Annotated in this window: 14 protein-coding genes; 3 read left to right on the plus strand and 11 right to left on the minus strand. The window is 49.0% G+C overall.

What is annotated here, in order from left to right; translation table 11 throughout:
- The first annotated feature begins 11 nt into the window (after positions 1–11).
- The gene (locus YC6258_RS08555; protein WP_044616626.1) at positions 12–2,069 is read left to right on the plus strand and encodes an amylo-alpha-1,6-glucosidase; all 2,058 of its coding nucleotides are present in this window, start codon (positions 12–14) and stop codon (positions 2,067–2,069) included.
- 64 nt (positions 2,070–2,133) lie between these two features.
- Here the strand turns inward: YC6258_RS08555 and YC6258_RS08560 are convergent, their stop codons facing one another.
- The 10 genes from YC6258_RS08560 to YC6258_RS08610 all read right to left on the minus strand — a co-directional run bounded on the left by YC6258_RS08560 (position 2,134) and on the right by YC6258_RS08610 (position 16,704).
- Positions 2,134–5,265: an error-prone DNA polymerase gene (locus YC6258_RS08560; RefSeq protein WP_044616627.1), complete on the minus strand. Its 3,132-nt coding sequence runs from the start codon at positions 5,263–5,265 to the stop codon at positions 2,134–2,136.
- Complete coding sequence (locus tag YC6258_RS08565) at positions 5,265–6,698, minus strand: Y-family DNA polymerase (RefSeq protein ID WP_044616628.1); 1,434 nt, start codon at positions 6,696–6,698, stop codon at positions 5,265–5,267. Before YC6258_RS08565 ends, YC6258_RS08560 begins: the two co-directional genes overlap by 1 nt.
- 2 nt (positions 6,699–6,700) lie before the next feature.
- Positions 6,701–7,342, minus strand: a complete 642-nt coding sequence (gene imuA / locus YC6258_RS08570) for a translesion DNA synthesis-associated protein ImuA (protein WP_052830168.1) — start codon at positions 7,340–7,342, stop codon at positions 6,701–6,703.
- Between the two features lie 306 nt (positions 7,343–7,648).
- The gene (locus YC6258_RS08580) at positions 7,649–8,881 is read right to left on the minus strand and encodes a UbiH/UbiF/VisC/COQ6 family ubiquinone biosynthesis hydroxylase (protein ID WP_044616630.1); all 1,233 of its coding nucleotides are present in this window, start codon (positions 8,879–8,881) and stop codon (positions 7,649–7,651) included.
- The gene (locus YC6258_RS08585) at positions 8,878–10,107 is read right to left on the minus strand and encodes an FAD-dependent monooxygenase (protein WP_044616631.1); all 1,230 of its coding nucleotides are present in this window, start codon (positions 10,105–10,107) and stop codon (positions 8,878–8,880) included. The genes YC6258_RS08580 and YC6258_RS08585 overlap by 4 nt, the downstream gene beginning before the upstream one ends.
- 114 nt (positions 10,108–10,221) lie before the next feature.
- Positions 10,222–11,859 (minus strand): GGDEF domain-containing protein, encoded by a 1,638-nt coding sequence (locus tag YC6258_RS08590; protein ID WP_044616632.1) that lies wholly within the window; start codon positions 11,857–11,859, stop codon positions 10,222–10,224.
- Positions 11,860–12,290: 431 nt separating this feature from the next.
- Positions 12,291–12,932: a class II aldolase/adducin family protein gene (locus tag YC6258_RS08595; protein ID WP_052830169.1), complete on the minus strand. Its 642-nt coding sequence runs from the start codon at positions 12,930–12,932 to the stop codon at positions 12,291–12,293.
- 17 nt (positions 12,933–12,949) lie between these two features.
- Entirely contained in the window at positions 12,950–14,413 is a 1,464-nt protein-coding gene (locus YC6258_RS08600) for an aspartate aminotransferase family protein (RefSeq protein ID WP_044616633.1), read from the minus strand.
- A 15-nt stretch (positions 14,414–14,428) separates the two neighbouring features.
- Positions 14,429–15,067, minus strand: coding sequence for a class II aldolase/adducin family protein (locus YC6258_RS08605; RefSeq protein WP_044616634.1), 639 nt, complete (start codon positions 15,065–15,067; stop codon positions 14,429–14,431).
- Positions 15,064–16,704: a xylulokinase gene (locus YC6258_RS08610; RefSeq protein WP_082070618.1), complete on the minus strand. Its 1,641-nt coding sequence runs from the start codon at positions 16,702–16,704 to the stop codon at positions 15,064–15,066. Before YC6258_RS08610 ends, YC6258_RS08605 begins: the two co-directional genes overlap by 4 nt.
- A gap of 114 nt (positions 16,705–16,818) precedes the next feature.
- Between YC6258_RS08610 and YC6258_RS08615 the strand changes: the two genes are divergently transcribed.
- Positions 16,819–17,487: a TetR/AcrR family transcriptional regulator gene (locus tag YC6258_RS08615; RefSeq protein ID WP_044616635.1), complete on the plus strand. Its 669-nt coding sequence runs from the start codon at positions 16,819–16,821 to the stop codon at positions 17,485–17,487.
- A gap of 7 nt (positions 17,488–17,494) precedes the next feature.
- Here the strand turns inward: YC6258_RS08615 and YC6258_RS08620 are convergent, their stop codons facing one another.
- Positions 17,495–18,535: a histone deacetylase family protein gene (locus tag YC6258_RS08620; RefSeq protein ID WP_044616636.1), complete on the minus strand. Its 1,041-nt coding sequence runs from the start codon at positions 18,533–18,535 to the stop codon at positions 17,495–17,497.
- A 1,086-nt stretch (positions 18,536–19,621) separates the two neighbouring features.
- Here YC6258_RS08620 and YC6258_RS08625 point away from each other — a divergent pair.
- Complete coding sequence (locus YC6258_RS08625) at positions 19,622–21,427, plus strand: hypothetical protein (protein ID WP_044616637.1); 1,806 nt, start codon at positions 19,622–19,624, stop codon at positions 21,425–21,427.
- Positions 21,428–21,439 lie beyond the last annotated feature (12 nt).

The following is a 21,439-nucleotide window of genomic DNA, read 5'->3' on the forward strand; positions in this document are numbered from 1 at the left end:
TGGAGAGTCGTATGAAGACAAATACCATGGTGGATAACCATAGCCTGGTTACAGATGCTTTATGGTACAAACCTCTGGAATTTGATGTGTCTAATTGCCGGCTATTGACACAGTTCAATGGTAACGGTGGTATTTCCAAGTATTCGGTGGCTGGAGAGTGGCCTGTTCTCGTAACTGATCATTGGTTTACCAGCTGGACAGTGAATCGAAAACGCTTACCTGCACAGCACCGTAAACAAGTTCGTTCGTTTGGGCGCATTCAGAGTATTGATTTTGGCAGCCGCGAAGAGCTCGACCAGGTATCTGTCAGATCTGAGTCCTATGTTGATGAATCCCATAACTGTATTCTTCTACGATTTATATTTTCTAATCATGGTAATGAAAGTGCTGAAATTTTTCTGCGTCATGGGATGCAGGTGGACCGGCAGGGATACGTTGCTTCTGTGGTTAGACAGCATGGCAGATATGAGGCGAGTCCATTAAATGTTTCCTGGAAGGGACGTAACCGGCAATTGGAAATCGATTTAGGTGATGAATATCGGTTTGCTTTATTTGCAAGTCATATGCTGGATGTTGAACAAACTGAAGATAGTGATCTGAAATATAATCTGGATATGAAAGACCGAGTAGCACCAGGTGATTCAGTGACCATGTTCATTATGATATCAGGGGGGAGCGATTGTATTCGTTCTGATCAGTTTGAAGATGTTTATTCACAACTCATTGATAATGCAGAGAATTATGGACACTGGCTGAAGAGCGCCTTTTCCAGTCAGGATATGGAGTTAAACGCTCTGTTTTCGGCGTGTTTAAATGTGGGGTGTTCGTCCTATAAAGAGTCCGGTGATAAGTTTGCGGCCTTTTACGCTGGTGTGAATTATCAGAGTCCCTCCAGAACGTATTTTCGTGACGGTTACTGGACGGTGCTTCCGGTACTGCCTTACCGTCCTGATCTCGTTAAAAAAGAAATATTGACTCTGGCTCATGGTGTTGGTGAGGATGGTTCATGTCCCAGTGCAGTCATTTATAATCAATTGTCCAATGAATTTACCCAGTTCTGGCCGGATCATTATGATTCGCCTTCTTTTTTTATCATGATGGTGCACGATTATCTGGCCTGGACTCATGACAAAGATTTGCTGGAGCAAGAGGTTAACGGGCGTACTATTTTTGATGCTTTAAGGCTCTGTTTTCATAAATTACAAAGCTGTATTGATGCAACGACTGGTGTCATGATCAAACCCGAAAATCGCCGTGACTGGTGTGATAATGTGGTGCGTCAGGGTTATGTGGTATACGACAGTTTGTTGTATTGCCGAGCGATTAAATGTTTGCATGAAGTATTCCTGTTTGTTGGTCAGAATGAATTGGCGGCTGATCTGAGCGATGATATTGCCAGTGCTCCGGAGAATCTTCGGAAATTGTTATGGGACGATGAAAGCGGATATCGTAATTACGTTAATTCTGATGCTGCTTCTGCTCCAGTAAGTGAGAGCAATGTGTCCATCGAACAGGCGCTGGCGGCTGTTTTTGATATTGGTTCAGAAACCAGCCAACAGGCAGTGTTGGATAAAATCACCGCCAGACTGGAAACTTGTCATAATCTTGAGCAACCGTTTGGCGATTGGGGAGTGATGACCTGTTTTCCGCTTTACGAACATGTACCAAATCTGGTTGAGAAGTCTTCTTATCCGTTTCGTTATCATAATGGCAGCGACTGGCCGTATCTGAGTGGTATGCTTGCATGGGCAAAAATGAGACATCAACGGGACGATTGGCGTTATCCTCTAACCCGCTGGTTTAGTTACTCTCTCGAACAACAATGGCTGACCCCGGTGGAATACTACGACCCAGTGTATGGTCGAGGATCTTTTTTGCAGGGGTGGAGTGGCATGCCGGCCGCGGCGATGTTGTTTGGTGGTTTGGGCTTGTATCCATCTTTGAACCAGGAGTGGCAGCCCAAACCGGCACCCTGGGGAGACTGTGACGTTCAGGGAATATACTACCGTGGCCAACGTTATCGCTATCGTTGCCAGTCCGGAAAGGTCACTCTGGAAATGGTTGCCTGATTAATCGACTGGGCTGTGATCTCAGTCATCCAGCCCAGTCTTTTCACACATTGCTGCCGGTGACTTAATGATAGTCCCGTGAACGAATGTTCAATCTTCCCTGAAGTTCACTGTAACCAATGATCTGTTGTGCAATTACGTGAACGACATCATTGTCATTGGCTTTTTCAAGAAATCCCTGTACAGCCACCAGTTGTTCAGTGGTCAGGGTTTTCAGATATTTTTGAGCCAGCTGTAACCAGACTATGACGTTGATGTTGCCGGTATCATCTTCCAGTGTGACAAATGTGACACCATTGTTGGTTTTGGGCATTTGTCGGTTAACGATCAAACCGATCACCAAAACCGGTATTCTGATTTTACCGTTGTAAAATGGCTGATGTTGTTGTGCCAGTTCAGCCTGCTTGGCGATACCCAGCAGTTCACTGGCGGTCGGAGTTTTGGGGATCAGGTTTTTCTCCCGCAGCAGTGTCAGCAGATGTTTGTTGAGTGTCAGGCCGGTACTGAGATAATCTTCTTGAAGATTCTGAAAATCATCGGGGGCCGGTAATGTTACCTGGGTGTCTTCGAAACTATCGTTGAGTAACTGATATTGAAGTTTGAGAGCAGACGTTTCCCAGCGAGCCTGGAAACGATGACCGGTCAGTGTACTCAGTGCATTGGCGGATGCGAGTGCGTCCAGGTCCGTGGTTTTGATGCCAGGTATATTTTCCAGTTGTTTGAGAGAACGGTAACCCTGTTCGGGTTTTAAGCGAACAATGTTCTGCATCGTGGCTTCGGATAATCCTTTAATCCGGCAGAATCCCAGTCTGAGAGTAGCACGGCCACTCAAAATCTCGATGCTGTTGTCCCATTGGCTATCGTTGATATCAACGGGTAGAACAGTTACGCCATGACGGCGGACATCCTGTATCAACTGTGAAGCGGAATAAAACCCCATAGGCAGGCTGTTGAGTAATGCGCAGCAGAACTCAGCCGGATATCTCAGTTTTAACCATGAAGAAATATACGCCAGCAAAGCAAAACCGGCGGCGTGGGATTCCGGGAAGCCGTATTCACCAAACCCTTCTATCTGACGGTTGATGCGTTCGACAAAGTCCATAGGGTAACCATTGGCCAGCATGTTGGTGGTCAGTCGATCACGAAGCTGACTGATATGACCGGTTTTTTTCCAGCTGGCCATGGAGCGACGTAATTCGTCTGCCTCACTGGCGGTGAAGTTTGCTGCGACCATGGCCAGAGCAATGACCTGTTCCTGGAAAATAGGCACTCCCAATGTCCGGTCAAGAATGGGAATCAGCTCTTGTTTGGGGTATTCCACGGGCTCAAGTCCGGTGCGACGACGTAAATAGGGGTGCACCATGTCACCGTGTATAGGACCCGGCCGGACAATGGCCACCTGTACGACCAGATCGTAATAACAGGCTGGCCGCAGTCTTGGCAGCATATTCATCTGTGCGCGCGACTCAATCTGAAATATGCCTATGGTATCGGCCTGTTGAATCATTTGATAAACATCGGACTCCTCCCGGGGGATTTTTTGCAGGCTCAGGGAAGAGTTATGAACCTTATTGATAATGTCGAGGGTTTTGCGGATGGCGGTGAGCATACCGAGAGCGAGTATGTCTATTTTCATCAGGCCCAATGCTTCGAGATCGTCTTTATCCCATTGAATCACCGTACGGTCTTTCATGGTGGCGTTTTCGATAGGGACCAGATCAGCCACTACTCCTTCGGTCAGTACCAGCCCACCGACATGTTGGGATAAGTGTCTGGGAAAACCAAGGATCTGCTTGAGCAGCGACTTAAATAAATCAATGTGAGCCTGTGACAGACCAAAGCCATCGCTGATGATTTCATCAATCCAGTTTTGTTTGCGGTAGCGCCAGCCATAATTGGCGATTTTCTGATTGAGTTGATTAATGTTAATGCCCATGGCCTTGCCGATATCCCGCAACGCACTTTTGCGTCGGTAGGTAATCACAGTGGCGGCCAGGGCTGCCCGTTTGCGACCATAGCGACGATAAATATACTGAATGACTTCTTCACGGCGTTCGTGTTCGAAGTCAACATCGATATCCGGTGGATCATGTTTATCCCGGTTATCGGAGATAAACCGCTCAAACAGCAGCGTGGCCTGGCGTGGGTCAACTTCGGTAATCCCAAGACAGTAACAGACCACTGAGTTGGCAGCAGAGCCACGCCCCTGGCATAAAATATTCTGAGAACGGGCAAAGCGAACGATATCGTAGACGGTCAGAAAATAATGCTCATATTCTTTCTGATGAATGAGTCTTAATTCCTTGCTGATGGTGGCGTCGATTTTGGGATCCGAACCCTGGGGAAACCGGCGCTTTTTGCCTTGTTCCACCAGTATTTTCAGATACTGCTCGGCGGTGTAATTGCCCGGTACGACATCCCGTGGATAACGATAGCAGAGACTGTCGAGGGAGAAATGGCAGCGTCTGGCGATATTGATCGTTTCATTGATCTGTGTGGAAGGATAAATAGAAGCAATTTTCCGTATTGAACGGAGATGATTTTCAGCATTTGGTAATAGATGCGGCAGGGCTTCCATCACGGAGCAGTTATGGTAAATAGCCGTTAAAGCATCGTGAAGCTCTTTGCGCTCAGGCGTATGCATCAATACATGATTGGCGCAGACGCAGGGCAGTTGATGGTTGTCAGCCAGTTGCTGGCAGTAGTCGGCATATTCGAAACTTTGATTAGTGAGAAGATTTTCTGTCAGCAGCCAGAGCCGTTCGGGGAAAAAAGCTTTCAGATCTTCCACCGTGGCTTGGTCCTGATCATTCTGCCCGGGTAACCACAGGCACAAACATTCATCGAGCTGCTTGCCAAGGTCCCGCCAGTAAAGATGATAACTGCCTTTTTCTGCCCGGCGTCTGGTTCGGGTAATCAGATGGCAAAGTTGACTGTAAGCCCGATGAGTGGGACAGAGCAGAATGATTTTCTGATTCTGTACGGTAAATTCAGAACCGATAATCAGCTGAAAATCTTTGTATTTTCCGGCTTTTATGGTTTTCCAGGCTTTTACGACACCCGCAACCGAACATTCATCAGTGAGCGCCAGCGCACGGTAACCCAGTTCGTAAGCCCGGCTGACCAGTTCCTCCGGGTGGGAGGCGCTGCGCAGAAAACTATAGTTGCTCAGGCAATGGAGTTCAGCATAATCCATCAGGCAAACACTCCCTCCAAAAACCAGTTGCCATCATCACGACGCGATAACCAATGTATTTGATGAGCATGATCTGCCGCCATGATTTCTGCACGGAAAAAATCTTTGCGGTAATGACAGCCGTTCAGCCAGCGTCCGGTCACAATACGCTCCGGTTTTGACAGCAAACGATAGTTTTGGGGATTAACCGGTTTAGGCTGGGCCAGCAATAAAACTGGATAATGAAGTTTTTGTGGGTGCTTTTCCGGTTTTTTGAATTGAGCTGACATATCCGCTGAAACAAGTTGGCTGGCATATTGAGGGCGAGGATCCGGCGTGAGTCGTATGGTATTGACCTGCTCATGACCCAGTCGCGAAATCAGAATGGAAAGTAACTGATCCTTATCCTGTTCGGGAAAATGTTGCTTCAATAAATCCCTGGCCGATTGCTTTTGTGGCCGAAAATGATGAGCGCGTAATTGCAGCGCGATGACCGGTTCAGATAACCGCGTGCGTTCCAGCTGAATACTGATGAGGTTCTGCCAGTCACGATATTTCCAGGCGCCATTGATCGCCTGAATTCGCAGAATGGTGGGCGATCTCTGACGATGGATCAGTTTGATAAACAGCTGCTCGGCTGTCAGTTGCCGGGCTGACAGATATTGTTCCAGATACTGTAACAGTCGCTTGAGAGGAAACCGCAGGTGGCTGGCAGATTCCGCTTCATGCAGCAGATCAATCTGGTGGCGAAAGTGTGGTGGAATCACAAAACTCTGTTGCAGCGTCTGATCCTTTTCCAATGTGTTCAGATAATGCACCAGTGTTTTACCAAACCGATATCCGAGTTCGGAGCGCGGCAGTCGACGTAATTGTTGATAATGATGTATACCCATGGATGTCAGCCTTTGCGCCAGTCGGGTTTCAATATCCAGCTGGAAAACTGTTAAGGCATCGAGCTTGTTGGTTACTTCATCGGCACTGGTGCTACAGCAGGGGATTTGATTGCGAGCCAGAGTTTCGGCTGCCCGGGCTGTATGTGCCACGGCATAAACAGCGGTGAAACCTGCCCGTTGAAAACTTTGCTGCAATTGCTGCCAGTAATTCTCCAGGCCGTTGAACAGTTTCAACATGGTACCCACTTCCAGTAACAGGCCATCGGGTGCTATCAGGCTGACGTGGGCGGAATATCGGTAACCGGTCAAAGCCAGTCGCTGCAGGTTTTCGTATTCAATATGGGTGTCATAAATGCCGATTTCTGCATCTTCTAGTAGAAAGTAGGCCGTGCTGGCACTCATCCCGGTTTTTATTCCGAGTCTTTCGGCCAGACAGTTGCACTGTACTACTTCTCTGGAGCCAGGGTTCAGGAGCAATTGTGGTTTGCTGCCGTCACTGCTGAGGAAGTAAGACTCCAGTGCCAATCTGGGAAAATAGATAAACAACCAGAGGGAAGACACTCTCAACACTCTGCATCATGAAACAGCGGTACTGGAAGAATCTGCTGTTCCCGGACCCAGGCTCCCCGGCTTTTCAAGATGTGCAGACACAACTGATTTCTGCCCTGGTTGTACAGACTGAGACGTAACGCTGCGGTTGAGGGGGCATCCTGATAGCGTAGCGGCCTGAGCAAAAAAACAGGAAGCAGATTTTTTTCGGCGGCCAGCTGAATCCGCCTTAACTGGGCTTTGTTCAGGGCCTCTGCCCAGGCGATAACCGCATTGCTGCCACCGGAAAGCAGCGCCTGTTCAATGCTCCATAGCAGATCATCACTGCGTTCACAGCGCACGATCAATTGCCGTTCCGGCTGCAGACCCCAGTGTAATAAGCCCAGGCCATGGGGCTGGTAGGGAGGATTCAGCCAGAATTGCCAGCGGTCATCCTGTTGCCCCAGTTTTGCCAGGCACGGCAGGATAAGCCGTAGTTCGCCTTGCCCTGGATGGGAGCATAAAACTTCGGTGATTGCCCCCAAAGGCCAGCCTCCACCGGGTAGTTCAGCATCAAGACTAGGGTAACCCGTTGAGCAGGTTCGGGTGCTGTGGCGTAACCAGCTGTTGCCAGACCAGACCTGACCACTGTCGGTCAGTGTTTGCAAAAGATCCATGTGCTTATCTCAAATACTGGATGTTTATACAGTATAAGAAAAATTGGCCGGCTCTCAAGGCTGGATTTGTGTATTTTTTAAAAAGTGATGGTGATTCAGATCAACAGTGCCTTTGTAGAGCCAAGCACGGGCTCAACACGGATCTGCAAACTGATTATAGTGAGGACGCATGCCCGCAGAGCGATTTTTGTCGAGATTGCTCTGCGGGTTGGTCATGATGATCGGAGTTACCCCAGGGTGGTGTGCTGTGAACTGGTTTTTGGGCGGGACATCAGCCGTAAGCATGGATCAGTAAGTTAATAAGTACTAACTCATGACAGAAGGTAAGGGACCAGTCAGACCAACTGCTGCCTTGGCACATTCGTGTTTCAGCCAGGGCAGTTGTTCAAACCACTTCATACCTTGGTTGCGCAGCCAGCGAACCGGCAAAGCATCGGCTTCGTATAAGCGTTTAAACCCTTCCATGGCGGCCATCATGGCCAGGTTATGAGCCTGACGCTGGCGTTGATATTGGCGCAGGTAAAACAATGATCCCGGTGACTGTTTTAAACGCACGGTTTTAGCCAGGGTTTCTGTCAGTGTGGCGGCATCCAGAAAGCCAAGGTTCACGCCCTGGCCTGCCAGTGGATGAATACGGTGAGCGGCATCGCCGACCAGAGCTACGCCGGGCTGGACATAGGAACGGGCAAAGCGTTGTTGTAGCGGGATCAGATAGCGCTGATCCACTTCCTGTATTGTGCCGAGCCTGAACTCGAAACTGCGGGCCAGCCGTTGTTTAAACGTTTCTTCCGGCAGATCAAAGATATCCTCGGCTTCATGACTGTTGATTGACCAGACGATTGAGCACCAGTGTTCATCCATCCCCTCATGGCTCAGTGGCAAAAAGGCCAATGGACCGACTGCGGTAAATATCTGACGGGCGGTGTACTGGTGTGGTTTTTCGGTTTTGACCGAAGTGACCAGCGCCTGATGATGATAGTCCCAGCTGCTGGTTTTAAAACCCGCTAGTTCACGGACTTTGGATTCATGACCATCAGCTCCCACCACCAGTCTGGCGGTCAGATAAGTACCATCACCGAGTGAGACGCCGGTATGGTCGTCCTGTTGATGCAGAGCCGTTACGGAGAGCGCCTCAAAGGTCCGGATACCAGAGGTTGTACTGATGCCTTTAACCAGTGCCTGCTGGATCTGCTGGTTTTCAATGATGCAGCCAAGATCCGCAATGTTCATCGCCTGGGCTGAAAACGAGACTTCCCCGGTGCCATCTGCTTCCCAGACTTCCATGCGGTGATAATTGCAGACTCTGCTTTGATTGATGTCGTCCCAGACCCCAAGGTATTTCAGCCAGTTTCGGGCCGCATGGTTGATGGCACTGACCCTTGGCTCAAACCCGGAAACACCCGACATGGACGCCGGACTCAAAGAATGAGCTTCGATAATCGCCACTGACAGACCGGCCCTGGCGGCACCTAGCGCCAGGCTGGCACCCACCATGCCACCACCGACGACAAGAACATCAAAATCGATCGCATTGCTCATAATGTATTCTCATGTAATTGGCCCCCCGCCAGCCCCATGGCATAGCGGCTGAACAGTTCTTTGGCTATCGTATGGTGGTCGAGCATGCCCAACCCCAATGCCCTGACAGGTTTGAGTCCAGGCAGTGAAAACCCCTGAACCAGTTTATCGCAGAACTCCATGACCCATAATTGATCCTGATGGATGCGCTGTTGATATTGCAGCAGTGGCGTCAGTTGTCCGAGTTGCGGCAATGGTTGTTGAATCAGTGTCTGGGCCAGGCTCGATACGGCTCTCAAAGCCAGATTCAGTCCCTGGCCGGCGACCGGATGCAGGGAGACAGCGCTGTTGCCGAGTAGTACCAGCCGGCTGCGAACCTGTTCCGGTGTGTAAGTACGCACTAACGGGTAATTGAAGCGATCCGAGATATCGTTGAGCATGCCCAGCCTGCCGCCAAACTGTTGCTGCAGGCGAGCCAGAAATGTGGATGCCGGTAACGCCATCAGTTCATCCACCTGCTGCTCATCCACACTCCAGACCAGTGCACTGACGGATCGGTGCTGTTGCATGGTCAGGGGCAACATAGCCAGCGGACCGGACTCGCTGAAGCGTTCATAGGCCCAGTTCTGATGTGCTTGTTGATGAGCTACATTGGCAATGATGGCGTGCTGATGAAAATGTAGCTGCTGTTCCTGAATGCCCAGTTTGCTCTTCAGTTCAGAACGACCGCCTTCGGCAACGATGACCAGTCGTGCGGTCATCTCTTCCTGTTGCTGTGTCTTTAACACGACGCATTCCGGTTGGAACTGTAATTGTTCAACCGTGGTGGAGAACTTCAAGGTAACTGGCAGTTTGCGGCTCTGACTCAATAGCGCGGTCCCCAGAGCCCGGTTGGGAATGACATAACCCAGGGCCGGTTGATGGTCCTCGGCATGAAGTTCTGCGGTGGCCGGCCCACCTTTCTCACTGATCTGAATGTGCCGGATGGCTTCCGCATAATCCCGCAACCCGGCCCACAAGCCCCACTTCTGTAACATCTGGATACTGCCAGCGGAGATGGCTGTAGAACGATCATCAAACGCCGGGGAATAACCTACAATCTGCTGCTGATCCGGCTCAGCGGTGGATTCCAGCAGAGCGATTCTGGCACCTTGTGAATATAGCGGCGTCAATGCTGCCAGTAATGCATGTCCGACCAGGCCGCCGCCAATGATAACGAGGTCGAATTGAGGGGTGTGTGCAGACAAGAATACTCCAAGTTCAGGGCCTGTGAGGGAGGGTAATAATAACCAAGATGCCGGGTTTTGTCGTTACCGTGCGACGCATGACCGACCATGGGGTTCATGACACCGGAACCAGGACTACATCACCACGCAGTTACGGCCATTATGTTTGGCCTGATACAGTCGGGCATCGGTTTGTTGATAGAGCTCGTTAAAATTTTGTATGCGTCCGGACTCAATTACACTGGCGCCAAATGAGGCCGTGACGACGCCATGGCGGGATTCGGGAAATGCCAGGCTCAGATGTTCGATGGCCAGGCGGATATCGCTGACTTTACGTTGGGCCGCCGCCGCATTTTCTGCGGTAAACAGCAATGCAAACTCTTCGCCTCCAAGGCGAAATACCGAACTTTCCGGAAACTGAGACTGCAAGTGGTGAATAATGATCTTAAGAATGTCATCGCCTTTTGGATGACCATAGGTGTCGTTGTAGAGTTTGAACTGATCAATATCGAAAATGACAAATACCAATGATTCCAACGCTGAAATGCGCTTGCTTTCCTGCATGAATTGATCAAATAACGTTCTGCGGTTAAACGCGCCTGTCAATGAATCTGTTTCCAGATCCACTTTCAGCAGTTTGATTCTGTGTGAGAGCAGATAGGCGAGAATAAAAGCTTCAACTGTCACGCCAATGGCAATGGAGTAACGGGTCCACCAGTTGTAAGGTAAATAGCCTTCATAAAACAAAATGCCGAACAGCGCGAAAAAGATAAAGAACAACTGGGCGGCCAGCAAATACTTCACCAGTGTGTTGCCCTGTCTCATCAGCGAGATGGAAACCCAAAAGTATACGGCGATGGCATAGATGAAAAAGTACACGCTGATGTCCAGCGCGTTGAAAAAATTCACAACCCCCCATAATAGATTCAGTACCAGCAATACAATGGTGGAATTAAGAGCCAGGTTTTGCAGAGGATAAAACTTGGCGGTTTGTAAAACTTTTTTCACGAACAGACTCAAAAAGATCGTGGCGCTCAGCAGACCGTAACTGGTGAGGTGGCCGCGCATGCCGTAGATACCAAAGTAATGGGACAAAATGCCGTATTCAAATACAAACCAGATAATCGATGACACCAGATATAAGGAGTAATAAAGGTATTCTTTGTAGCGGGCGGAAAAAAACAGCAGAAAGTTAAAGCAGGCCAGAGCGATGAGCATGCCAACCAACAGAACAGGAAAAATATTTTTGGTAGAGAGTTCCGCCAGCGTATGTTGATCATCCAGAATCAGATATTCAAAGTATTGATAAGCGGGTGAAACAAAATGGAAATAATAGGTTTTTTCTTCACCCGGATTCAAATGAATGGGTAAGACCGAATCTGTGCCATGCAATAATTTGGTATCACCCGTCCAGGCAAACAAATCGATGTGTTTCTGATCCAGGATGACGCCATTCCGGGTTTCATAAAAATCCATGACCCGATTGAAGTAAGAAATGGAGTTGTGAATATTGCAGGCGATTACACTATCCGAGGCATTCCTGACACTGAATCTGACCCAGATATCCAACTGGTTGCTGGGCAGTGACAGACGGTTGGGGGCCGGTGTAAATTCTGCCTGTATGGCTTCATCAATGGTGTAAGTGTGTGGGCTGTTGATGAGATAGCCGATTTCAAAGTTTCGGATATTTACCACATCATCCGTTAAGACAACTGATCCGGCATGGGCATACATCGCCAGATACAAAACAGTGAAAACTAAATATTTGGTCATGAACAGGAATGAACCACGTGACTCGGTAGAGTAGTGTAAACGTTATAGCATAGGGTGCTTGATTTTGTGGGTAAATATCTTGGAGATCATCTTAATAATTGCCTGCCTCCCTGACTCAGTGTTGAAAATCTTCTCAAATCAGTCAGTTAGAGCGAATAAAGCTGTTGCGCTGGGCTGACACTTCGGTCGCAGATGAATGGCAATGTCCAGATCCGCTCCAGCGGACTGGTCACGGATTGCGGTCTTGTCCTGGCTTTTGGGTCCGTATTATTCAGAAATTTTTGAGTGATATCTTCCACTGTTGTGGGTAGTCATGATGGCCAAGAGTCTGCGGCCGGTTGTTTGGTTGAGCATTGATTTATACTGAAGACGGTCGAGAACGGACCGTGTTGATACGGTCCTCTCAAAAAACAGCCAACCATACCGGGATGTCAGTAGGCACGTAGCTCTTCTGCCAATTGCCCCGCCTGATGGCTGATTGCCGCTTTTTTTTCATCGGCAATCATCCGACGTCCGGCGATCAAACGTACCCACCAGGGAACCGATCCAACCGGTTTGCCGCTGGCACGGGCAAGGGTGTAAGCCATCGCGCATTTTTCGAACAGTTCAGCATTAAAGACCATTCGGTTCAGAGTGACGCCAAACACCAGCTGATCTCCTTCAAGGGTGCCACAGTTCCCTCCTTTGGCAATCACTTTGAGCAACTGCCTGGGGGTGTTCAGAGACCAGGATTTACCAATGTGGCGGGCCTGCTCGTCAAACACTGACGGCATGACTTCATTAAGCTGTGCCAGTGCCCGGCACCATTGTGGGCTGAGTCGGGCAATGGCACCAACATCCTGGCGTGCCTGATAAATCTGCGCATGCAGCCGCAGTGATTGCCGCCACTCCTCTGGCTGGCTGTCAATGGCGGCAAATGCACAGGGCCGTGCGTCTCCGTCAGGTGTGAGGTACAGCAATGAAGCTGTGCCAGGAACCAATGCAGAAATCAGATTGTCAGACTGATGGAAAAACTTCTTTTCCCGCAATCGCTCAGCTGTATGAATCAGTTGTTCGGTGATGTCCGTGATCATGCTTGTCTGTCTCCGGATTAGACCAGTTTAAACACGTCTTCAAAACGATTCAGTGCTTCATCGATGATGTCATCGGTGTCCGCCATGCTGGTATACATGCGGCTGCCGGCCAGGGTCACCAAACCATGTGCCATATAGGCTGCACCCATTTCCTCCATCATATGTTTGCGGGGTTTGACTTCTTTTAACAGTTTGATCGGATTACGGGCGTTTAACAGCAGTACTCCGGATGTCTGCAAATGCACCACAGAGCCCTGGTTGTACACGACATAGGGCAGTTTCAGGCGTTCGATGATATCGCTCAATCCTGCTGTCAGCCGGTCGCCGGCACGGCCGGCATGAAACGCGGCATTGCGTTTGTCCATTTCTTCCAGGGCATAATAGCCCGCCACGCAGGATAAAGGATTGGCCGACAGTGTACCGCCAACAAAAGCGCGTTTGCTGCCACTGGCTCCGATACCTCCGGCCAGTACCATCATGATGTCCTTACGGCCGCCGATGCCTCCAGCCATGGGATAGCCACCAGTCAGGCATTTGCCAAAGATTGTCAGGTCCGGTGTGACATTGAAATAACCCTGAGCACCGGACATGCCAACCCGGAACCCGGACACCACTTCATCAAAAATCAGCAAAGCACCAAATTCATCGCACAGCTGACGCAGGCCGGCATTGAACTCGCGGGTTACCGGTCGGGTGCCGCTTTCCGGTCCCAGCGGCTCGACGATAATAGCTGCCGTGCCACCGCGCAGGCGGTTAAACATCAATTTGCGACGTATCGCCGCCAGATGATTGGGGAAGCTTTCCTGGGTGAAGGCCGTGGATGACCGGGGAATCCCGTGGGCTTCATGGCGGCCAGTGCCCGGAATCCGCATACCATAGACCATCTGATCGCTCCAGCCATGGTAGGCACCGCCGATTTTAATCACCCGTTTGCGGCCGGTGTAGGCGCGGGCCAGACGAATAGCCCCCATAACCGCTTCCGTACCCGAGCCCAGCATGCGGAACATATCCACTGATGGCACATGGCGGCAGACCAGTTCGGCCAGTTTGACTTCGTATTCATGCAGTAGTCCGGTGACCGGACCACAGTTCTGAATGGTTTCAATGACTTTCTGTTGTACGACCGGATCATTGGAACCCAGCAGCGTGGGGCCACCCGCCTGTAGAAAATCGATATAGCGATTATCATCTACATCGGTCAGGTGCGCTCCGTTAGCTTCCTTGACGGCCAGGGCGAACGGATAGTTAAAGGCAAGATTGTGTTGTACGCCACCCGGAATGACGGTTTTGGCGTGTTCAGCAATCTGCTTGGAAGTCTGGCAGCGCTGTTCAAAGTATGCCATGACTTTATCCATATGTTCCCTACGAATAGGGCGAATAGGTTGTTTGACCAGCGTGTTTAGTCGCGCATAGATTTCGTCGGTGTCTGGCCAGTGGCTGATCCCAAACGATTGATCAGGTGTCTGCTGTTGCATATTCATAGTGAATTCCTCCTGTTAACCGGCCAGTGCCTGTTGAATCTGATCGATAAGTGCCGGGTTGTTTCGGCGGGTTTGTGTGTGAAGTATGTCTTGAAACCATTCCCTGGCCGCCTGTTCCAGAGTTGTAACCACCTGGCAGGCCTCTTCAACGGTTTTGCCCCAGCAGATGACGCCATGATTGCGCATCAGGCAGGCGTGAATGTCCGCACGTAACAGCCGCGCGACATTGTTGGTCAGCCAGGAAGTACCAGAAGGCGCATAACCGGCAATCGGAACCTGGTTGCCAAGAATGGTCCGGTGATTGTCGTCGCGGATGGTCAGTGCCTGATTCAGCAGTGTGAAGGCACTGGCAATTGGCTGATGGGTATGAATACTGGCCTGGCAATCAGGGAAAGCCAGCAAAACCTTCGCATGCAGGCCTTTTTCCACCGATGCCGGTTTACTGCCGGCCAGCTGAGACAGGTCAGCCAGTTTCAGTACGCTGATTTCATCCCGTGTCATGGTGTAATAGTCCGATGCCGAGGGGGTGATCGCGAACGTTTTAGCATCAATTCGTAGGGCCAGATTACCGCCAGTACCGGCCAGAAAACCCTGGTCCGCAAGGGCGATGGCGGTATCGATGACCCGCTGGCAGATCTGTTGGGTCTGATTCATAAGCCTGCTCTCTTTGCTCGTGTTTTATAAACCGGGCGTAAGGCCCGATAGGCCGCCAGAAACTCCTGGTAGCGTTGTTGGTAAATACCGCGATTCTGCGGATTGGGTTCAAATGATGCCTGTCTGCTGACATGAGTCTGGATATCTGAAAAGTCGATGGCATTGATGCCGACCCCGGCAATAAATGCTGCTCCCCGGACATTGGCCTGCAGTGGTTGTTCAGGCTGGTGGATGACCATGTCCAGGGTGTCAGCCAGAATCTGACACCAGAGGTCCGATTGGGCACCGCCACCGACAACGGTCATTTCGTTGGGTTGTTGTTTCAAAAACTTGTGTACGGAACCCATCATCCATCGGGTATTCAATGCCACCCCTTCCATGATGGCGCGGAAAATATCTGCCCGGGTATGTTCCAGTGATAAGTTCATCAACGTGGCCCGCAGGTTCGGATCATCCACCGGAGTCCGTTCCCCCATCAGCCAGGGTAAATACAACAGGCCGCGCGATCCGGCCGGTATTTCTGCCGCCATGCGCCCAAGTACCTGAAAAATGTCCGCATTGGCGGGTCGGGTTGTCAGTTCATCTTTTGGAAACAGCAGATTGTCCTTGAGAAACGCCAGGTTGGAGCCGGCGGCGGATTGCATGGCCATCATCAGATAACGGTCCGGCAAGGCACAGGGTACTGACGCAATCTGACGAAAGACATCGGTCTTCTGGTAAGGTACATGAGCACCGATCCAGGACGAAGTCCCGATATATAAGTGCAATTCACCATCACCAATGGCGCCTGAACCCAATGCTGATGCGGTGTTGTCGACGGAACCGGCAATGACCCGGGTGCGCCGGGACAGGCCCAGTTCATCGGCGATATCCGGCAGCAGCGTGCCGATCTGATCTGTGCAGCGAACCAGCTGAGGAAACTTGTCCCTGTCGATGCGGCTCATCTCAATCAGTTTGTCATCCACTTTAATATGGGCCGGGTCGCGGTTATCGGTCACCCATGAGGTGAGCAGGGAGTCGACAGTGGCCACCATTTCACCCGTCAGGCGCAGATTCATAAAATCCAGGACGTTGAGAAATTTATAGGTTTTTTCATATATGCCCGGCAATGATTCGCGGATAAATGCCATGTGGCCGACAGGATCCTTGCCAGACAGTGCAGGCGCTCCACCGGTGAGACGTATCCAGCGCCACAGCTTGATTGGATCGTAACCCGCTACCGAAGGAAGTGCTCCCTTCACCAGCCGATGAACCGCCGCTCTGCCTCGCATGTCCAGCCACAACATGGCATGGGTCAGCGGAGTTCCCGAACGGTCAACTGGGATAGTGCCTTCACCTTGACAGGAACAGACGACAGCAACCACTGACTGCCGGTCAACCTTGGTTTGCTTTAACACCTCTTTTGCTGACAGCAGGAATGCCTGCCACCAGTCTTCAGGGTTTTGTTCGGCACCGACTTCGGCAACCACATGCATGGCTACAGGTTTGGCAGCAAAACCAATAACCGTTCCATCCAGGCGCACGACTGCAGTTTTGCAGCCTGAAGTGCCAAGATCCATGGCTAATATATGATAACGACTGACATCTGAAGGATGAGTCAAGGTTGGCGGAGGTAAAGAAGAATGCTTACTACTCATAGCGTGCTTTTTTATATTCCGGTAGCCTGTGTCACCAGGATTTATTATTGTTACAATGCATTAATATGAGCATTGATCATGTTTTGATTGCATTTTGATCAAGAGGACATTTAGTTGTCAAGTAAAGATTTGAACAAACGATTGAAGCGAATCCCGCAGCAGGAACGCAGTATTGTCCGGTTTGAAAGTGTGGTGGCAGCAACACTTAAGTTACTGTCGGAGCGAAGCTATGAAGCAATCTCCATGCGTGAGATTGCCCGTGAGGCAGACATGCCGATTGCTTCCGTGTATCAGTACTTTCCAACCAAACTTTCCATCGTGCATGAAATCTGGTCACGCTATACCAACGAGGTTTATGAGCATCTGTCAGCTGAATTAATTGCAATTCAGTCTGGTGATGATACAGATATCGGAGTGTTGATCGATGGCATGGTTGATCTGATGGTATTGGCGCAACGTGAGCAACAGGCCTTTATTGAGGTTTGGGCCTGCGTCGCTGCTGCACCGGAACTGCGAGAGCTGAATACTCAGGATACAATTCGTACTGCAGAACTGATTGCCGACACCATGGGAAAACTCGGACCACGGAAGCCGACGGCAGAAGAGATTGATGTGTTCCAGAGTATTTCCATCATCATGTGCGAATCCGCAGGTGCTACCACCAAACTGGCGATGACGTTACCGGAACCTCTACGTGGTCAGACCGTACGTCAGCTGAAGCAGTCTCTACAGTGGATATATGAGGGTGCTGTCAGAAAGCTGGATGAAGCCGTGCCGGGTTGATATTCGGTCAGTAGGCATTGTCAAAACCTTCCAGCACGTTGACCGTATTGTGGCCTAATGCGGTGGTGGCATAACCTCCTTCCATGATAAACACTGTTGGGAGTCTGAGAGTCGCCAGACGAGTGCCAATGTGGAAAAAATCATCGGATTGCAGAGTGAACCGGGAAATCGGGTCTTCGGCAAACGTGTCCAGTCCGAGGGAAATAACCAGGGCGTCGGCCTGAAACCTGATTATCTGCCGGCAGGCCGTGTCCAGTGCTGCAAACCACGTGGCTGTATCGGTTCCGGCAGTCATGGGCAGGTTCAGATTATATCCTTGACCAGCTCCTCTGCCTGTTTCATCTGCGTGACCTAGATAAAAAGGATATTCAGTACGCGGATCGCCATGCAGGCTGACAAACAGAACATCTGGCCGATCATAAAAAATAGTCTGGGTTCCATTACCATGGTGGTAGTCAACATCGATGATTGCAACTCGTTGACAGCCGCTGTCGCGCAATGACTGCGCCGCGATGGCGGCATTATTGAGAAAGCAATAACCGCCCATGAAATCCGGTCCGGCATGATGACCCGGTGGACGGGTGGCGCAGAAGGCACTGGTGTGACCGGCATTCAACAGAGCGACCGCACTGACGGCGGCATCAGCCCCTGCTTTGGCGGCTACCCAGGTGCCAGCAGCCATCGGTGTGCCATTATCCATGGAGTAAAGTCCCAGCCGGGCAATAAAATTCTTTGGTTCTATATCGCTGCGCAGGCTGCGGACTGGCCAGACGGATGGAAAGGGTTGTTTGTCAATGTTGTCCGCTGCAAGAGCAGTCCATTGATCCCATGCGGATGCCAGAAACTGCAAGTACCTCTGGCTGTGTACCGTTGGTAGCACCCGATCAGACAGTTGTTCTGCCTCTCGCACGTCATGGCCTCTGTCATGCAACGCCTGAATGACATACTCCAACCGTTGAGGAGATTCAAAGCAGGGAACCTTTTCGCCCCGATAAAACTCAAACTTCGGGTTATGAATGCTATGTTGCCGGGAAATCACCGTGATCATCTTTTCACTTCCTGATAATGGTACTGACCGTTGTCAGTGAGGTTCGAGCGTGTTGAGTGGCTTAGCAATATAACTCCGTTCCTTTGATGATGTCAGGGTTAATGAGCCTTACGTGGTATGTAACCTGACACATGGGTAAATACCATCGGGAGGCAGGAGTTGATTTCACTCTGGTACAGTCCTCTGCTTATTTACGGTGGTGTGACTTAAACGAAATTTTTTAATGGGTACAGACTGTGGTAGCAGAGACTACACAAACGACTGGTAGTTGTACTGATCAGGGGTAGGTAACACTTTATGATCAGCCATCATTATCACTTCCAAAATGGATTCTGTTTTTGGCAATCCGGCTTATTTGCTACTCAATTCTGTACATAGAATCACATCGCCGATGTTAGCTGTTGTAAATTCCGTATAGCAAAGCCTATTACGCCCATGGTGACATTGAAAATCGAGTTAAAGCACAAAAGCTCTTGTTTTCCACACGAATTTCCAGGCATGAGTAGTGGCCAATCAGTTCCGGTTATAGCTGGCGGAATTCGCTCATACGCTGATGGAGCGTATTCGGGAACCGGTGTTGCAGAATATTGAACAAGCACTCTTGCAGATGGATACCATTTGTCTGAGGTTACTCAAGATCGGTATGGTCGATAGCCGGAGAATTCGCATCTTTTAAGTCGTGCGTATTCCTATTGGGTGCTGCATCAAAAAGTTGTTTGCCCTTAAGCCGCGTAGTGTGCTGTCACCGGTTGCTGATCAACGCAGGGGAGACTGTATTCAAAGTTTGAGGAATCAGAGAAGTGCTGCTCATCCTTGAACGAAAATGTTTTATTGCAATGAATTCTGGGTTTGATGAAATATTCGGGATAGAGCGAAAGTATGATGAGAGCATGTTGAAAATAAAACGATTTTCAATGACTATTTGAATTTCTTGTAAAGAAGTTTTTCTATCAAATGGGATTTTTCCATAATATTTTGATATGGAGCTTTTTCTATACAAAAAAATATGAATGTTTCTGGAACATCTTAGATAGCACTTTGAAATTCTATTTAGATTGAATAACTAAAGATAAATAAGGATGTGTAATGTTTAATAAAATAGTAAGTTTTACGTTTTCTATGTTAGCAGTATCATACGCCGGATATTCATCAGCCATCACTCACCATTTTGATGCTCTCGCAAAACCAAGCAATACTCTAGTAGAAAATAGCTCCTCTCATTCATTTTTCGAAAATAGTGGGGTTATCAGTCAGACGAGTCAGATTTCTCTTGATGACGTTTTTGCCGGAGCCGGTTATGTAAGCGATAACGAGGTTCCAAAAATAGTATCCTGTATTGATGGTTCGCCAGAAGTTGACAATAGTGGCAATACTTTTGGTAGCCTGAGTTTTGATAGTAGTTCTAACTACCATAGTACATTTGATGACTTAACAATTAAAATTAATGGCAAGTCGAGCTGGCTTAATGCCAGTGCCAAGCTTTCTTCCACTTCGCAAGAGAAAAATACCAATATTGATTCAACAATTATCTTGAGAGCTAAGTATGAAGCGCCCAGTGTTCGTTTCGTCCCCGTTGACTCTGCTATGCCCCTGAATAATCGTGGGTTGGCAGCTTATACAAAAGGCATTAATACTTTCTATAGTATTTGTGGTGATAGTTATGCCGGATATTTAAAGCGTGGTGGGGTACTTGATATTGTTATTCGTATGAGCTTTTCGAACCAGGCTTTCAAAAACAAATTTGAGAGTGAGATGGGGGTAAGTCTTGGAGGAATTCAGGACTTAAAAATACTTCTTAATACCACTAAAGAAAAATATAAACAAAACCTTCAGATCTTTATTACAGCTTCTCAATTAGGTGGTGATCCATCTGCATTGGGGTCAATATTGGGGGCTGTTGATAATAGCGATGTTCAAGCATGTGATACTGCTAACTGTTTTTCGATCTTGGATAGCTTGATAAATTATTTGAGAGAAGATGGGCCATTACATACGTCCTGGAAAGAACGTCCAGCAGTGATCGGAATTACACCGGTTAATTATCGGGATATTTTGGTGGATGATCCTGAATTTTCCTGGGAAAGCCAAGTGACACCGGAAATTAACCAAGCCCGGTCTGAATTGTATGTTCAATTAAAAGATCAGTACCAGAATATCAACCAAATTGAGTCTGTACTGAAATCAACGTTTACACCAATGATTCAAAAAAGATGGGATGCAATTGTCCCTGAATACAAAGCTTTGAAAGTTCTTGTTGAAGAAAATATCAACACCCTGGCGGAAGCGTTATCTATATGTTATGAAAATTTTGACCTTTGTCTTGCTGCTAAAGTTAATGCGGTTGCCAATCTCAATGAGATTTCTTTTCCCAGGGATCCATCCGCTGTTTATGATGTTTCTAAGGTAACAGTGGGTCTGGATGCTGAATCGTATTGCTCTGTACCGGAGTCATCTGTCGTTGTTGGATTGGGTACAAGAATTCGTCATGGAAATGCAGTTGGTGTTAAGCTTAAGTACCGTACTGTAAATGTTGATGGTTCACTTGGTTCGCCTCATTATGTTCAATGCGGGAGTGAAGCACCAAAAAACTTTGTTGAAGTACCTGATGGGTATATCGTGACAGGCTTTGGAGGTCGCGTTAAGAGTAGTGATTTGCAGTCTGTATATGCTTTGGCTCGTCGCTGGGATTCAGAGCAGCGTATGTTGGTAGGTGATACGCGAACTTTCCACAGCGGCGATAATTATGAAATGATGCTTGACTTGAGGATCCATGGCCCTACGGGTCTTGACTCGTTTTTTGATACAGATCATGGGGTCATTAGTGGTGCTGGCTTTCGAAGTAAAAGCGATGATATAAAAGGTTTGACAGCCAAAGTTGGTTATATTTATTAAATATCATTAAAG

The sequence above is a fragment of the Gynuella sunshinyii YC6258 genome (assembly GCF_000940805.1).
GTDB lineage: Bacteria > Pseudomonadota > Gammaproteobacteria > Pseudomonadales > Natronospirillaceae > Gynuella > Gynuella sunshinyii.

What these genes read in the sequence shown, in the direction of transcription:
- YC6258_RS08555 (WP_044616626.1), top strand. Translation starts at nt 12, where the DNA reads ATGAAGACAAATACCATGGTGGATAACCATAGCCTGGTTACAGATGCT.
- YC6258_RS08560 (WP_044616627.1), bottom strand. Translation starts at nt 5,265, where the DNA reads ATGGATTATGCTGAACTCCATTGCCTGAGCAACTATAGTTTTCTGCGC.
- imuA (WP_052830168.1), bottom strand. Translation starts at nt 7,342, where the DNA reads ATGGATCTTTTGCAAACACTGACCGACAGTGGTCAGGTCTGGTCTGGC.
- YC6258_RS08580 (WP_044616630.1), bottom strand. Translation starts at nt 8,881, where the DNA reads ATGAGCAATGCGATCGATTTTGATGTTCTTGTCGTCGGTGGTGGCATG.
- YC6258_RS08590 (WP_044616632.1), bottom strand. Translation starts at nt 11,859, where the DNA reads ATGACCAAATATTTAGTTTTCACTGTTTTGTATCTGGCGATGTATGCC.
- YC6258_RS08595 (WP_052830169.1), bottom strand. Translation starts at nt 12,932, where the DNA reads ATGATCACGGACATCACCGAACAACTGATTCATACAGCTGAGCGATTG.
- YC6258_RS08600 (WP_044616633.1), bottom strand. Translation starts at nt 14,413, where the DNA reads ATGAATATGCAACAGCAGACACCTGATCAATCGTTTGGGATCAGCCAC.
- YC6258_RS08605 (WP_044616634.1), bottom strand. Translation starts at nt 15,067, where the DNA reads ATGAATCAGACCCAACAGATCTGCCAGCGGGTCATCGATACCGCCATC.
- YC6258_RS08610 (WP_082070618.1), bottom strand. Translation starts at nt 16,704, where the DNA reads ATGAGTAGTAAGCATTCTTCTTTACCTCCGCCAACCTTGACTCATCCT.
- YC6258_RS08620 (WP_044616636.1), bottom strand. Translation starts at nt 18,535, where the DNA reads ATGATCACGGTGATTTCCCGGCAACATAGCATTCATAACCCGAAGTTT.
- YC6258_RS08625 (WP_044616637.1), top strand. Translation starts at nt 19,622, where the DNA reads ATGTTTAATAAAATAGTAAGTTTTACGTTTTCTATGTTAGCAGTATCA.